This window comes from Rossellomorea marisflavi (assembly GCF_009806575.1).
GTDB lineage: Bacteria > Bacillota > Bacilli > Bacillales > Bacillaceae_B > Rossellomorea > Rossellomorea marisflavi_A.
The window spans coordinates 2,021,301-2,034,872 of the sequence record NZ_CP047095.1 but is presented as its reverse complement, the minus strand read 5'-3'; the positions used below and the strand labels follow the sequence as shown (position 1 = coordinate 2,034,872).

Here is a 13,572-nt window from a genome sequence, read left to right as displayed (position 1 = left end):
CGGTTGCGCCTCGAGGATGGGTGCATACGGTAAAAATAAACAATGATGAAGGAGGAGAAAGCTATCAGACAGGGAGATCAAGAACCCTCGTATTATATTGAAAACGGGGAAACCATCTTTTTGAAATCGCAGCTGCATCTGTTGAAACGAGAGATTGCACGTCTGAGTCGAGGGGCACTATTTGCAGAAGCGGCATTTTATAAAAAGCGCTTATCGGAAGTTCAATCACAGTGGGAAACATCTCAGGAAGAAATTGAAGCACAACAGGCAATAGAGGAGGATTTGATCAGGGATCGGAATCATTACTTCCATAAATCAGAGGAAAACGCCATGGAATCGCGCAATCTTAGGGAGCAACTGTTGACCACTGAATCGTCCTTACAGGAATGGAAGGAAAAATCTTTTACCCTGCTGGCTGAGGTCAATGCACTGAAGGAGAAGAATGCCCATTTGATCCTGGCTCTTTCAGAACGGGAACAGGAAGCTTCGGCGCTTTCGGATGAGAATGATACACTGAAAGAATGGTATGATCGCATCAAGACCGACGCGTTGAAAAAGGATGAAAAATTGCTCAATCAACAAGCTCATATCGATGACTTGCGGAACGCATTGGCTCATTCGGAGGATTCCAAAAATGCGCTATTCACAAGCTTGCTTATGAAAACAGAGCAGTTCGAGGAATTGGTGTCGGAACGGACCATCGCCCTTTCTACCCTTCAGCAGGCAAAAGAACGGCTGAAAGAGGCCGAAATTGAAAAAATGACGATCATCAAGGAAATGATGCTGGGGATCCAGCAGGAAATGAAGGATTACGAATGGCTCATGGAATCAAGATTCGGTGATATAGATCAAAAGCGAAAAGAGCAGGAGGACCGAATGGATGAAATGGAAGCTCTCCAGTTGCTCGGCATCCAGCGTCAGCATGTATTCATGCAGGAGCTGATCGAAGAAACGGATCGTCGATTTTTTGAAGAAATCCAGACCATCCGTTCGACGAATCACTCCCTTTCGTCTCAAGTCCAGGAGCTGAAGGGAATGATCGAGCATCATCGCAGGCGCCAGATCAGACCCAAATATCTCGGGGCCACCAAATCCGAATCATAACAAGCAGCCGCCCCGATTGATTTCAACCAGGGCGGCTTTATCAAAATGTAATGAGGATTTTGTTTTGCGATTGAATCTGAAGATTCTCTCCTTCTACATAAACAAACCCTGCGATCGTGGCTGCTTTTTGCTCGTTCAGTGCTTCGATCGAGAACTGGACACCTTCAACCTTGATGGTTTCCCCAGGAGCCAATTGAAGGGGCTGAATCGATTCAATCCAGTATTCCCCTGTTTCGTACGCCTTTTCCAACCAGTCCTTTCCTGCATACTGCCATCCTTGCGCTCCGGTCTGACCCTGAAGGGAGAAAAGTTCACTCATTTCGGGAGGAAGGATCTGACCGCCGATTTCGACCCGGTCGTGAGGATCGACCCGAAAACAGAGCTTTGGATGATCAAGGACGACTGTCCCAGTATTCTTAATGAAGAAATCCGCTTTTACCGTATACTTATCCAGCTTCCGATTCGGCATCACGTTATAATCAAAGTATGAATGGGCACTCACGATTTTCTCGGCGCGCTGCCGCTGTTTTCTTCTTTTCGCTTCCTCATAGTCCCTGTCCTCGATCTCCTGTACCCTTTCTTCTTTAACCGGTGTCTTCACCCTCTCCATCGGGATCGGCTCCCTTCCAGTGGACAGAAGGGTCAGATATGGAATCAAATCCGCCTTCAGGATGGATTTCAGAATGCAGTTGGCCACAATGGTGGGCGCTTCACCTGTAAGGAAGTCATCCCATTCCATCCCCTTGAAAACAAAACGATATCGATGGTCAAAGGGTCGACCCTGCAGCACGTTGATGCTTCCGAATTTAATTTCCCCTTGATAGATTTTGATGAGACTTTTCACATCGACTGCCTCGACGGCATTGGAAAACCCAAACGATAAGGATCTTTCTTTATCTTCCGTCTGAACAAATTGTACGTCGATGAATTTGTCCGGTGCCTCCCCTTCCCTGGTTTCCTTAGAACGAACCTTTATCCCATGGACCTCCATAAGGGATTTGAACATGCGAAAAAAAGCTTCTTCTTTGATCCCCGTTACAGCGACCTCCACTTTTTTTCCAAACAATGGTGAGAATACTTCCATTTCTCCTGATGGATCCCTTCTATACTCGAACTTATACTCTGCGCAGAACCATTGAACAAATGGAAGGAGGTGATCGGCAAGTTCGCCCATCTCTCTCCCGTCCACTTTCCATTTCACCATGTGCATCACCCAATACTCATCTTATGAACTCCTTTTGCGACTTATGTTAATTGCATGATTCACGGTCGGACCGGAGCGACATACACTGATTCAGAGGCAAGTAGCAAAGGAGCGTCGATATGAGCAGGCATATACCCAAAGTTTCCGTTGTATTCCCTGTGAAGAACGAAGGCAAGAATGTAAAGATGACGTTGGATTCCCTTTTCAGCGTCAAGACAAATGTCGAGGTCGAGGCAATCCTTGTGGACGATGCCTCCACTGATGATGGCTTCGCCTTCCTTTCCACCTATGAACATAAACAAAAAGTGACCTATGTGCGGGCAGAAGGGGTGGGGCCATCTGTTGCCAGGAATCTGGGGGCGGATGCTGCCAACTACCCCTATATCGCTTTTTGCGATGCCCATATGACCTTTGAGAATTTCTGGTTGGACCGCCTTGTCTATCCGGTGGCAAGCGGGGTAACCGATGCCGTTTGTCCAGCCATCGGTTCGCTGGAGGACCCTTCCATCGTGGGCTACGGCCAATCTCTGACTCCTTCCCTGAAAATCAAATGGAATCCCAGGGGCCGTGCGCTTTTTGAAACAGCCATCCTTCCCGGTGCGTGCATTGTTATGAAGAAAGAGACGTTTGACGATATTGGCGGATTTGAACCCGGATTTTATTCGTGGGGGCACGAAGATGTAGAAATTTCGATCAAACTGTGGCTTTTCGGTTACCGTTGCCACTGCGATCCCACGGTCACGATCCTTCATTTGTTCAGGACGGCCCATCCGTACAACGTAAACTACGAGGGAATCTACTACAACCTTATGAGAATGGCCTATCTCCATTTTGACGATGCGCGGATCGAAAGGGCCAAATCTCTCATTGTTCATGGTTCTCCCATCAAGATTGATCGAAGGGTGCTCCAGGATGGGGTTCTCAAAAAACGAACAGAGTATATGAAGAAGAGGAAGACCAGTATTGAAACACTGTTCAAGAAATTCTCCATCTACTTCTGATTCCTATGGAACGGCAAAAAGGTAATCGTCTCCGATTACCTTTTTGTTTTATTCATATAGTCATGGATATCTGCAAGCGTCTGCTTGAACGGAATAACTGGTTCCCACCCCAACGCCCGGATTCCCCTCGTGGAATACACTTCCTGGAAAGTGTGCTGAAAGGCGTCTGTGGTGAAGGAGATTCCGCTACCGGCTATATCCCTTGTTTCCCTTGCCACTTCCAGGAGGGTCCGGTTCCGACCGGAGGCTACAGTATAATCCCCTTCGCGCTCACCATCTGTAATAATCCTTGCATAGGCACGAACCGCATCCCTGACATCCAGGAAATCCCTCTGATCGAGTATATTGGAAAAGTGAAATGCTTCCTTCCCTTCAACACAGCTTCTGGCTAACAGGGAACAGATGCCCGTGGATTCACCAGGACCGCATAAATTAGAAGAGCGGGCAATTCGCACATCCAAGCCGAATAGCTGTGACCAAGAGGAAGCAAGGGCTGTCTGCATGACCTTCGATACGCCATAGGGATGGGCCGGCATGGAGCCCGCGTTCCATTCAAGTACCGATCCCGTGACCAGCATCACGGAATCTGGTGCGCTGATCCTCAAGGCTTCCAAAAGATTCAGGGTACCCACTACATTTATGCGGAACGTAAGAGCAGGTTTCTCCCAGGATATACCACCATGATTTTGCGCAGCCAGATGCAGGGTGATGTCGGGTTTCACCTCTTCCACCACCCTCTGGACCTGCTGTTCATCCATGAGGTCACAATGAACTAGCGTCACGTCTTTCATCATCGTAGGTGTCCTTACAAGGCCGTATACAGCGTGACCCATGCTAGCGAACAAGGCACAAGCATGACGCCCGGTGAATCCCGATGCCCCTGTCACTAGGACGCGTTTCATTTTTGCCGCATCCATTCGACCATTTCTGAGAGCATGCTTTTGTAGTCCTGAACGTGAAAATGAACGTCGTTTCGCGTATGAACAAGCGTTTTATCATGAACCGGTGTCAAAGAAGGGGTAATGGTCACATCATCTTTTTGAAGAGTTTCCTTGAAAAGCTGAAGCAGCTCATACTTGCTGATTCTGCCCGGCGTGCATAGATGATAGAGTCCTGTTGCACCGGCTTGGATCAGGTGATCGATTGCCTTGGCAAGTTCCAGAGTGGTCACACCGTTCCAGAACACATTCGCGTATCCTTTTATTTCCCCTTTTTGCTTCATGAACCAGTGAAAGAGGCCGATTCCATTCTCTTTTAATTCAGGTCCGATGATCGAGGTCCTGACCGTCAGATGGGGGGACCGGGTCACCTCACCGATCGACTTCGTCTTCGAATAGGCGGTGGTGCCGTCCTTTTCATCATCCTCGACATAGCTGCCCTTTTCTCCTGAAAAGACGCAGTCCGTACTGATATGGACAAGTTTCCCTCCATATTCATCAAGGACTTCCGTCAAATAATGGGGCAGGAGCCCGTTCACGATGATGGCATCCTTCAGCCTTGCCTCTGCATCTTCATTCAGGAGACCGACGGCGTTGATGAGCACATCCGGCTTGTGGCTCAGGATGACATTCCGTACACCTGCAAGGCTGGTTACATCAAGTTGGATCCCATCTTCATTCCGTGTGGTGTACAGGACATCGTGTCCCTGCTTTTTCATATAGGAAGTGATGACATGGCCTGCCATGCCCCTGCCTCCCAATACGAGGATTTTCATTCCAAGAAGCCCCCGTCCTTCAGCATGGACTTGATCTGATCGTAATTGATGATGTTATCGCTGGAAGAATACGTATCGAGATCCACCTGTGGAAAATCTTTGTAGAATTCCGTCAGCCCTTCGATATGGATCGTAGGTAAAATCACGAAGTATTCGTTGTCATATACAATGGTATTGTGACTTTCAAATTCCGTCAGAAGTAATTCATGCAGTTTTTCTCCCGGTCGGATCCCGAGTTCTTCCACTGTCACTTCCTGATCAGGTGAATATCGATCGATGAGTACTTGAGCCAGATCCATGATCTTGCACGTCGGCATCTTCATGACGAAAATTTCTCCTCCGTGGCTTTCATAGGTGGCCTTGAACAACAGCTTGATGGCGTCTTTGATCGTGAGGAAGAAACGGGTCATGTTTTTATCCGTTATCCCGATTTTCGACTTTTCCTTGATTCCATGCTTGAAGACGTGGATGACGCTTCCGTTTGTCCCCAGTACATTTCCTCCCCGTACGCACACAAATTTCGTTTTATCGGTCAGGACATTGGCATTGATGATCAGTTTCTCCCCCATGGCTTTCGTAAAACCGTAGAAATTGGAGGGATTCGCCGCTTTGTCAGTGGAGATATTGATCACTTTTTCCACTTCATTCTCAATGGCGGCATCGATGATATTCTGGGTACCCATCACATTCGTCTTCAGTGCCTCAAGAGGCTGATGCTCGCAGACCGGTACATGTTTAAGTGCAGCAAGATGAAAGATATAATCGACTTTCTGAGCCGCCTCCATCACCGCCTCCTTATCCCGCACGTCCCCGATCAGGAACGTCAGTCGTGGATCGTTCTCGAATTTCTGCTTTGTCAGTACCTGACTCGTTTCATTCCGGGAGAAAATCCTGATTTCCTTCGGATTTTTCTCGAGAAGCTGGGATACGAGCTCGTTCCCCCATGATCCCGTTCCTCCCGTCACTAGGATTGTTTTATTAGTAAACAATTTCTGTACCTCCTAAAAGTATATTGATCACTTTATCCGACACATGTTCATCCAAGTATTCTGCAGGACAATGCCAATTTGCAGCCTTGGAACACATGACTTTGACACCATTCACGATGTTTGCTTCCTCCAGGCCGGAAATGAAGTTGCTGCCACAATCGACGGTTTCCGGTCTCTCGGTCGTCTTCCTGACTGTGACGGCCGGCACATGGAAGATACAGCATTCTTCCTGGACAGTCCCGCTGTCGGTCAAAACGCAGTACGCCTTTTTTTCGAGCTGAATAAAATCAAAGAATCCGAAAGGCTCATGGAATTCAATTCTCGGATCGATGGATAGGTGGGGCATGGCCAATAACTTGGAACGTGTTCTCGGATGCGCGCTGAAGATGATTCTTTTTTTGTAGGTGGCAGCTATGCGGTTCATGGCTTGGATGATGGAGGTAAGATGGTCGGGGTTGTCTACGTTTTCTGCCCTGTGGATCGTGGCCAAGAAGTAGTCCCTTTCTTTCAATGAAAGGCCTGTAAGGATGGTGCTGTCATCAATGTTCGATTCATAGTGCTTCAATACTTCATAGATGGGGTTGCCTGTTGTGATGATTTTGCTTGGTGTCATTCCTTCATTGAGAAGATTGGTTTTGCTATAAGGGGTATAGACAAGATTGAATGATGAGACAGAATCGATGATCTTTCGATTCTTCTCTTCCGGTACATTCAGATCGAAGCAGCGGTTCCCTGCTTCCATATGGACGACAGGAATCATCATCCGCTCTGCCAGGATGGCACTCAGCCCGCTGTTCGTGTCGCCAAGCACAAGCACTTTATCCGGCTTCTCACGGATCAGAATGTCTTCGAGTCCTTCATAGAGGGCGGATAGCTGCTTTCCGAGGGACTGCTGCTTATCCGACAGGACGTAGTCGGGTGCACGCAGACCAAGCTCCTGATAAAACACCCCGTTCAGTGAGTGGGTGAAGTTCTGCCCTGTGTGCACGATGACATGCCGATCGGCAAGCTGATCAAGCTTTTTCATGATGAGGCTCAGCCTTATGATCTCCGGCCTTGTCCCCAGTACTGTAACGATTTTCACCTGTGAGCTCTCCTTTCTGTTTCGTCTTAATACATTATGATAGAAAGCGGGAGCTGTCCTAGACTCTTCTCACTGTTTCAATAAAAGGGCGGATAGATCAGGTCTTGATGTTCGTGTTCATCGCTGACTGATAGAATGCTGAAGCATTCTCAATGAGAGATGCAAGACCCCATTTTTCCCTGCTCATTTTCCATGCCTGCTGTCCCATCCGGTCCCGCTCTGCAGGGTGACGGATGATATGATCCAATGCCCTGGAGAGCTGATGGCTATTCGCTTTTTCCACGATCAGGCCCGTTGCTTGGTGCTCCACCATTTCAGGAAGTCCGCCTGCATTGGATGCAATCACCGGTACTCCCATCATTTGTGCTTCAATAACCGCAAACGGCTGATTTTCCTGGAGACTCGGAATCACCAGAACATCCGCCATCTGCAGGATTTGTACAACATCGTTCCGATTTCCAAGGAAGTTCACCTTTGAATCGATTCCAAGCTGTCTAGCCTGGTCCATCAGTTTATCCTTCATCTCACCCTCCCGAGGATCTGGCATTCCCAATCCAACGACGGGGAGAGCATTTCTAGGGACTCAAGAAGGTGATGAAGGCCTTTGAGGTAGACCAATCTGCTGATGGCCACAATCGTGCATTTACCGGATGGACGCTGTCCCGAGTATGCAGGGAACTGTTCAATCGGGACCCCATAGTTGAAGGTCATGATCTTACGAGAGGGAACGCTGTATTGATTCAGCAGGATCCCCCGCATCCATCTGCTTGAAGTATGGAGGCATGCACTGCTGTCATAGCCGATTTTTTCCAATCTGGCGTAGTACTGAAGGACGAAACTGTTCCAGATATCATCATCGGCGATGCCGGGATTAGTGGCTTTGATTTGATGGAAGATCGCCCCGGACAAAAAACCGTGGATGGACGTGACCATGGGGGTACGTGCAGGTTTCATCCTGCTGATCGATACCGCAGAAAGGACATCCTGACAGTGGATGAGGTCATATTGTGACAAATCAAGCTCTGTCAGTCCCCTTTCAAATTGATACCTGTTCACTTCAGCATGATAAACCCATGGGTGCTGGATCAATTTCGGAATGGACTTCCTCAGCTTTCGCTCAATCATGGGACGGAAGGGCACAAGTTCGACTGTATTCCCTTTTAAGAGATTCAATACCTGTGTATTGGTGTGGTTCGAGCAGATGATATCGACGGAGTGTCCTTGCGCGACAAGACCATCATGAAGGTGGGACACAAATGACCAAATACCTCCCCCCGGTAATGGGAAGATGGTAGCGATCAAGATTTTCATCGTTCACCACTCCCCTGCATACCGGTCGAGCACTTCTCTCAACCTGGGATCGGGGATGGCATATCTCGGAGGGGTATTCGTTTGGGGTTTCGGTAGCGGTTTTTTAGCTGAAATGGGAACACTCCTGCCGGGATGTCGGTACGTATTTTTTCTGGGCAACAACTCTTCCACTCTCCTTTAATCAGCTAATAGAATAGATGGCATTCATATCATAAGGCTCAAGATCCTTCTCCCACATCAAAACCATTTCCTTGATGTTATAACAGGCTATTCGGGTTGGAAGGACACCATGCTGCCCGTAATATTCCCTGGATCCGTCTTCATTCACCCTGCTTGACGGTCTGATCCGTGTGAAGCCAACAAGGATGATATCCTCTGTAAGCGGTCTGATGCCCCTGCACCACCCCAGTTTTTCCTCGTGTGAAGCCACGGTTGAGAGGTCGATGTCCTGAACGACCTGCAGGCTCCCTGCATTCACTTTGATAATGTGGCCGTCCACCTGCGTGAAATAAAGATGGTTCTTATAAAGGACTCCGTCATGGATGAGCTGCCTGCCGATCGTTATCTCTTTCCAAGGATCGGTCAAACAGATCGCGTCTTTCTGCAGGCATCTTGTCACCCATATTTCATCGTCCAGTTCAAACACAAAGTTCGGATGATGTTTATGGGGTTTGGTGGTAGGGACTTTCCGGTAGTCGATCGACGGATCAAAACTTTTCCATGGCCCCCCTCTGCCTACATTCCATTCGTTCAGGATCACACCTTTAGGGGACGTCTCGATCACCATATCAAGCCCGGTGTTACAAATAAGCAGATTCCCATTGTTTCTTGGATACACGTGATGGACATCATTCAATGAAGGATATGTGAAATATTTCTCGAGCCGATAGGTATTCAAATCGTATACCAATATTTCGGTATGCGTTGGAACATAGAGCTTGTTCTTCCTCAACGTGGCAGCCGTGAACGATATAGAGGGCTCATCTTCTGCACAAACTTCCTTTGGGGAGGTATATTCAATCACCTTTTGTATCTGCTGGGTTTTGGTGTGAAACGAAAGGACCAGGCCTTTTTTAAACTGTTCCCAATCCTTCTTAAGTCCGGATTTCTGGGTGGCTCCCGATAGTATAAGCTCTCTCAATCCTCTTCTCTCCTTTTTTCTCGGTATAGCAGCTGCAGATCATTCATTTCCCTACGGATATCGGCCTGATGGTTCATACTGCCTGACGCTGGATGGGTGCGATACTTAATAAGCGGCCGGTGAATGTAACCAAATGAGTATCCCTTCAACATCAGCCGCATCCACATATCATAATCATGGGTAAAGCGGTACTTCGGTTCAAAGAATCCGGCTTCCCTGAAGATCGTCCTCTTCATGAGCATCGTTGATCCATTAATGGGATTCCGATACGACAGCACGTCTTTAAGCCCTTTTATTTCCTCAAAGGATTCATTGACCGACCACATCCATTCTGTTCCTGCATCCGTGATAAGAAGATAATCACTGAAGCAGAGGTCGATCCGATTCCGCTCCATATACTCTACCTGCAGGGAAATCTTCTCCGGTAGGAATAGATCATCTGAACTCAGCCAGGCGGTATAGGTCCCGGAAGCGGTATCCATTCCCCAGTTCAATGCCGTTGCCGTTCCTCCGTTGACTTTATGGAGAATCGAAATCCGATCTGCATAAGGTTCAAGCTTTTCCAGATGCATGGTGGAGCCATCATTCACCACAATCACTTCGATTGACGGATATGATTGATTGAGGGCGCTTTCGATTGCCTGATCCACGTAAGCACAATTGTAGAACGGAATGATAATAGATACTTTCGGAATCATAACCATCCTTTCACCCCCTCATAAGCTTTTCTTCTCCATACTATGTCATGCTTGTATCCGTTGACAGTAAAAACAGGGATTTCAATGGTTATTCCCTGAATGTCCTGTACAACTTCCCGCATTTTACATATACCTGATAATAAGGACCAATGAGTCCATTCGGTTAAAGGAGGATACTATGTTAAACGTTTTATTTGTCTTCTATGTACCCAGCGGCGGTGTAGAAACGCTGAATCGACAGAGGGCTGCCGCATTAAAATCTGCAGGGATTCAGTGTGACTTCCTCTACTACAGCAAGAAACGGGATCTGTTGAACCATGAAGAAGCCAATGTATTTATAGCCGATCAGGATGCCGACATCCAGAGGATCCTGAAAAAAGGCCGATACGATGCCGTCATCATCACTTCTGATTACCGGGGAATGGAACGTTTCCGGAAACTTGGTTACAAGGGGAAGATCCTATTAGAAATCCAGGGGTATGGTCCCCAGGCAACAGCGAGGGCTGAAATGAGAAATGCGATCCCCTATGTGAATCAATTCTGCGATGGGCTGCTCTATCCGAAAACCCCGCATATAGGTGCCATATTCAATGAGTTTTTCCCCGGGACCCCAACATTCGGATTCAATAACTGCTTTGATGCGGATGCCTTCACCTATAAGGCGCTCCCGAAACATCCCTCCCCCATCATCGCCTGGATCGGTAGGTTGGAAGATAATAAAAACTGGAGGGAGTTCCTGCATATCGGTCACGAAATGATCAAGAGGAAGCCGGGAATCCAGCTATATATGTTTGAAGATCCCAGCCTTTCCACACCTAAAGAACGCCAGGATTTCAATACACTGAAATCCATCTATCATCTTGATGCACACCTTCATCTCCTACAGAATGTACCACATTCCCAGATGCCCCATTTTTTCTCGAAGATCGGAGATTCCGGAGGGTTTCTATGCTGCACGTCCAAGGTCGAAGGGGCCCCTTACTCACCTTTGGAAGCGATGAGTTGCAGATGTCCCGTCCTCACATCAGACTCAGATGGGATCAGGAGCACTATCCTTCATAACCAAACGGGAAAATACTACTCGATCGGCAATGTTCAGACAGCAGTCGAGCAGGGGCTGAAACTGATGGATGATGGACAATTGCGATCGTACATCATCGAAAACGCCCTTCTCCATCTTAAATCGCAGTTTGGTCACGAAGCATATAGGATTCACTTCAATGGCATGCTCAGAACTTTAGGCATCTAAAACGACTTTTCATGGGCGTGCTGTTCAACCCGAATCAGCTTCTTTGCATAGTGTATTAAAAACAGAGGTGAACACTATGAAAAAAGCAATTGTAACCGGTGGAGCAGGTTTCATCGGCTCCCACCTGGCCGACAGCCTTATCAAAGACGGCTTAGACGTCCATATCATTGATGATCTGAGCAGCGGAAAACTAGAGCATCTGCCTGATGCCGCTTCGTTTCACCAATTGGATATCAGTTCTCAAGAAACAAGGGAACTGATCACTTCCATCAAGCCGGATGTCATCTATCACCTTGCAGCACAAGCAGATGTGAACCGGTCATTGGAAGACCCGCATACGGATATGTTGGTGAACGTGGGTGGAACCATCAACATCCTGGAAGCATGCAGGAGCCTGTCACTGAAAAAGTTCGTCTTTTCGTCCACTTCCGCTGTCTACGGGAATTCACCTGAATCGGTCCTCACTGAGGACCTTCCCGTTTCTCCCCTTTCCTACTACGGGCTTTCGAAGCTGGTGGCTGAGCGCTATATCACACTCTATCACGACCTCTTCTCCATTCCCTACACCATTTTAAGATATGGGAATGTGTATGGTCCCAGACAGACGGCAAAAGGGGAAGGCGGAGTCATCGCCGTCTTTACCGAAAAACTGTCAAAAGGAGAACCGTTAAAGGTGAACGGAGACGGATTGCAGACGAGAGACTATGTGTATGTGCAAGACATCGTTTCAGCCAACAGGGCGGCCGGGGATATTCAGGATGTAGGCACATTTGTCGTAGGGACCGGTATCCCCACATCACTCCTCGAGGTCATCAAGACCCTTGAAAATCACACGGGTCAATCCATCCCCTATACGCACGGTGCGGATCGCCCCGGCGATATTAAACACAGCTGTCTGGATCCGGCTTTGATCAACCGGACCCTTGGGTGGGCTCACCGGTATGATATGGACATGGGCATTTCTGAAACGCTCCGCCGCCGATAGAAAGAAAGAGGTTGCTAGAAACTAAAATGGGATTATTTAATGACGAACACTATCGATGTAGGTCCTGTATACCTCTAATGATTTCCGTGCAAGACTTTGCTTTCCGCGGGTAGCCCGTGAACCTCCTCGGCATGCCTGAGGGTGCCGCTCTTCCCACAGGAGTCTTCGTCTTGCACTCCAATCAACCGCTAGAATCTAAAAGAGTAATGGTCATGAAACAAATTAAAAACCCGAACTATTTTGCCTGATCGCAGGCAAATGAATTCGGGTTTTACTATGACTAAAACACGTTTGTCCCAGCAGGCTCTATTTATTTTTTCCGTTTGGCAGATTGGAAAAGCTTGCTGTACGTTTGTTGGATCTGTTGTGCTTCATTCGCAATACCGCCTCCGAAACGGGCCGTACCCATCCCAGGGTGAACTCGGTACAGCACAAGTGATTCATCGAAATAGTGCATGTGAGTGAACAAACTGAGGCGGCACCACATTTCATAGTCCTGGGCATATTTATATCCTTCGTCAAACCAGCCTGCCTGCTTCATGAGGGCAATCTCTGCCATGACCGTGCATCCATTCACTGGACACCCTTGAAGCAACCGCTGCTTGAATGTCCCATGTCTCATGGGTGCAGAACGTATTTCGCTAATAATCGTATTGTTTGAATCCACGGTTTTAAAGGCCGTATAGGAGAGTCTTGATCCGTTCCTCTGCATGAACGTCACTTGCTTTTGTATTTTATCTGCGACAAATTGATCATCTGAGCTCAGCCAGGCAAAGTAATGACCCGTTGCATGCCGCAAACCTTCATTAAGAGCTGAAGCCGTTCCACCGTTCGCTTTTCGGATGTATTTGATTCGATGTTTATACGGTGCGATCTTCTCGGTGAACTTGGTAGAACCATCGTCCACTACAATGACTTCAAGATCAGGATAGGTTTGGTGGATGGCACTCCGTATCGCCTGATCGACATAGGGACAATTGTAAAATGGGATGATGATTGAGACTTTCACATAATCACCTCTTTCCTGCTTGTCTCTCTATACTATATGCATACAGGAGAAAACCGCTTGTGCGTTTCACCGAATCTCGTAAT

General features: G+C 47.8%; 14 protein-coding genes. 4 read left to right on the top strand and 10 right to left on the bottom strand.

All coding sequences use genetic code 11. The features are described from left to right. Positions 1-42 precede the first annotated feature (42 nt). Positions 43-1,104, top strand: coding sequence for a coiled-coil domain-containing protein (locus D5E69_RS10620; RefSeq protein ID WP_159129630.1), 1,062 nt, complete (start codon positions 43-45; stop codon positions 1,102-1,104). 40 nt (positions 1,105-1,144) lie between these two features. On the opposite strand, the gene D5E69_RS10615 is transcribed toward D5E69_RS10620, so the two are convergent. Then, positions 1,145-2,308 (bottom strand): hypothetical protein, encoded by a 1,164-nt coding sequence (locus D5E69_RS10615; RefSeq protein WP_159129629.1) that lies wholly within the window; start codon positions 2,306-2,308, stop codon positions 1,145-1,147. Positions 2,309-2,427: 119 nt separating this feature from the next. Between D5E69_RS10615 and D5E69_RS10610 the strand changes: the two genes are divergently transcribed. Then, positions 2,428-3,309, top strand: coding sequence for a glycosyltransferase family 2 protein (locus tag D5E69_RS10610; RefSeq protein WP_048015572.1), 882 nt, complete (start codon positions 2,428-2,430; stop codon positions 3,307-3,309). Positions 3,310-3,344: 35 nt separating this feature from the next. Here D5E69_RS10610 and D5E69_RS10605 read toward each other — a convergent pair whose 3' ends face one another. From D5E69_RS10605 to D5E69_RS10570, 8 genes are all read right to left on the bottom strand, one after another. Beyond that, entirely contained in the window at positions 3,345-4,211 is an 867-nt protein-coding gene (locus tag D5E69_RS10605) for an NAD-dependent epimerase/dehydratase family protein (protein WP_159129628.1), read from the bottom strand. Then, on the bottom strand, positions 4,208-5,023 hold the full coding sequence (locus tag D5E69_RS10600; protein WP_048015570.1) for a dTDP-4-dehydrorhamnose reductase family protein: 816 nt from the start codon (positions 5,021-5,023) through the stop codon (positions 4,208-4,210). The genes D5E69_RS10605 and D5E69_RS10600 overlap by 4 nt, the downstream gene beginning before the upstream one ends. Next, positions 5,020-6,012, bottom strand: a complete 993-nt coding sequence (locus D5E69_RS10595) for an SDR family NAD(P)-dependent oxidoreductase (RefSeq protein ID WP_048003969.1) — start codon at positions 6,010-6,012, stop codon at positions 5,020-5,022. The genes D5E69_RS10600 and D5E69_RS10595 overlap by 4 nt, the downstream gene beginning before the upstream one ends. Further along, positions 6,002-7,096: a non-hydrolyzing UDP-N-acetylglucosamine 2-epimerase gene (gene wecB / locus D5E69_RS10590; protein ID WP_048013110.1), complete on the bottom strand. Its 1,095-nt coding sequence runs from the start codon at positions 7,094-7,096 to the stop codon at positions 6,002-6,004. The genes D5E69_RS10595 and wecB overlap by 11 nt, the downstream gene beginning before the upstream one ends. A gap of 97 nt (positions 7,097-7,193) precedes the next feature. Further along, positions 7,194-7,619 carry a glycosyltransferase family 4 protein gene (locus D5E69_RS10585; protein ID WP_249931590.1) on the bottom strand — a complete coding sequence of 142 codons (426 nt, stop codon included), beginning with the start codon at positions 7,617-7,619 and terminating at the stop codon, positions 7,194-7,196. Further along, on the bottom strand, positions 7,616-8,407 hold the full coding sequence (locus tag D5E69_RS10580) for a glycosyltransferase family 4 protein (RefSeq protein ID WP_159129626.1): 792 nt from the start codon (positions 8,405-8,407) through the stop codon (positions 7,616-7,618). Before D5E69_RS10580 ends, D5E69_RS10585 begins: the two co-directional genes overlap by 4 nt. 181 nt (positions 8,408-8,588) lie before the next feature. Then, positions 8,589-9,548, bottom strand: coding sequence for a hypothetical protein (locus tag D5E69_RS10575; protein WP_048015568.1), 960 nt, complete (start codon positions 9,546-9,548; stop codon positions 8,589-8,591). After that, on the bottom strand, positions 9,545-10,252 hold the full coding sequence (locus D5E69_RS10570; RefSeq protein WP_249931589.1) for a glycosyltransferase family 2 protein: 708 nt from the start codon (positions 10,250-10,252) through the stop codon (positions 9,545-9,547). The genes D5E69_RS10575 and D5E69_RS10570 overlap by 4 nt, the downstream gene beginning before the upstream one ends. Before the next feature lie 172 nt (positions 10,253-10,424). Between D5E69_RS10570 and D5E69_RS10565 the strand changes: the two genes are divergently transcribed. After that, positions 10,425-11,495, top strand: a complete 1,071-nt coding sequence (locus tag D5E69_RS10565) for a glycosyltransferase family 4 protein (protein WP_048015567.1) — start codon at positions 10,425-10,427, stop codon at positions 11,493-11,495. Positions 11,496-11,571: 76 nt separating this feature from the next. Continuing rightward, a complete protein-coding gene (locus D5E69_RS10560) occupies positions 11,572-12,480 on the top strand; it encodes an NAD-dependent epimerase/dehydratase family protein (RefSeq protein ID WP_048015566.1) in 909 nt (302 codons plus the stop codon). A gap of 310 nt (positions 12,481-12,790) precedes the next feature. Here the strand turns inward: D5E69_RS10560 and D5E69_RS10555 are convergent, their stop codons facing one another. After that, a complete protein-coding gene (locus D5E69_RS10555) occupies positions 12,791-13,489 on the bottom strand; it encodes a glycosyltransferase (protein ID WP_048003975.1) in 699 nt (232 codons plus the stop codon). Positions 13,490-13,572: the final 83 nt, after the last annotated feature.

Coding starts and splice junctions, on each gene's coding strand:
- D5E69_RS10620 (WP_159129630.1), top strand. CDS start 43: ATGATGAAGGAGGAGAAAGCTATCAGACAGGGAGATCAAGAACCCTCG.
- D5E69_RS10615 (WP_159129629.1), bottom strand. CDS start 2,308: ATGGTGAAATGGAAAGTGGACGGGAGAGAGATGGGCGAACTTGCCGAT.
- D5E69_RS10610 (WP_048015572.1), top strand. CDS start 2,428: ATGAGCAGGCATATACCCAAAGTTTCCGTTGTATTCCCTGTGAAGAAC.
- D5E69_RS10605 (WP_159129628.1), bottom strand. CDS start 4,211: ATGAAACGCGTCCTAGTGACAGGGGCATCGGGATTCACCGGGCGTCAT.
- D5E69_RS10600 (WP_048015570.1), bottom strand. CDS start 5,023: ATGAAAATCCTCGTATTGGGAGGCAGGGGCATGGCAGGCCATGTCATC.
- D5E69_RS10585 (WP_249931590.1), bottom strand. CDS start 7,619: ATGAAGGATAAACTGATGGACCAGGCTAGACAGCTTGGAATCGATTCA.
- D5E69_RS10580 (WP_159129626.1), bottom strand. CDS start 8,407: ATGAAAATCTTGATCGCTACCATCTTCCCATTACCGGGGGGAGGTATT.
- D5E69_RS10570 (WP_249931589.1), bottom strand. CDS start 10,252: ATGGTTATGATTCCGAAAGTATCTATTATCATTCCGTTCTACAATTGT.
- D5E69_RS10565 (WP_048015567.1), top strand. CDS start 10,425: ATGTTAAACGTTTTATTTGTCTTCTATGTACCCAGCGGCGGTGTAGAA.
- D5E69_RS10560 (WP_048015566.1), top strand. CDS start 11,572: ATGAAAAAAGCAATTGTAACCGGTGGAGCAGGTTTCATCGGCTCCCAC.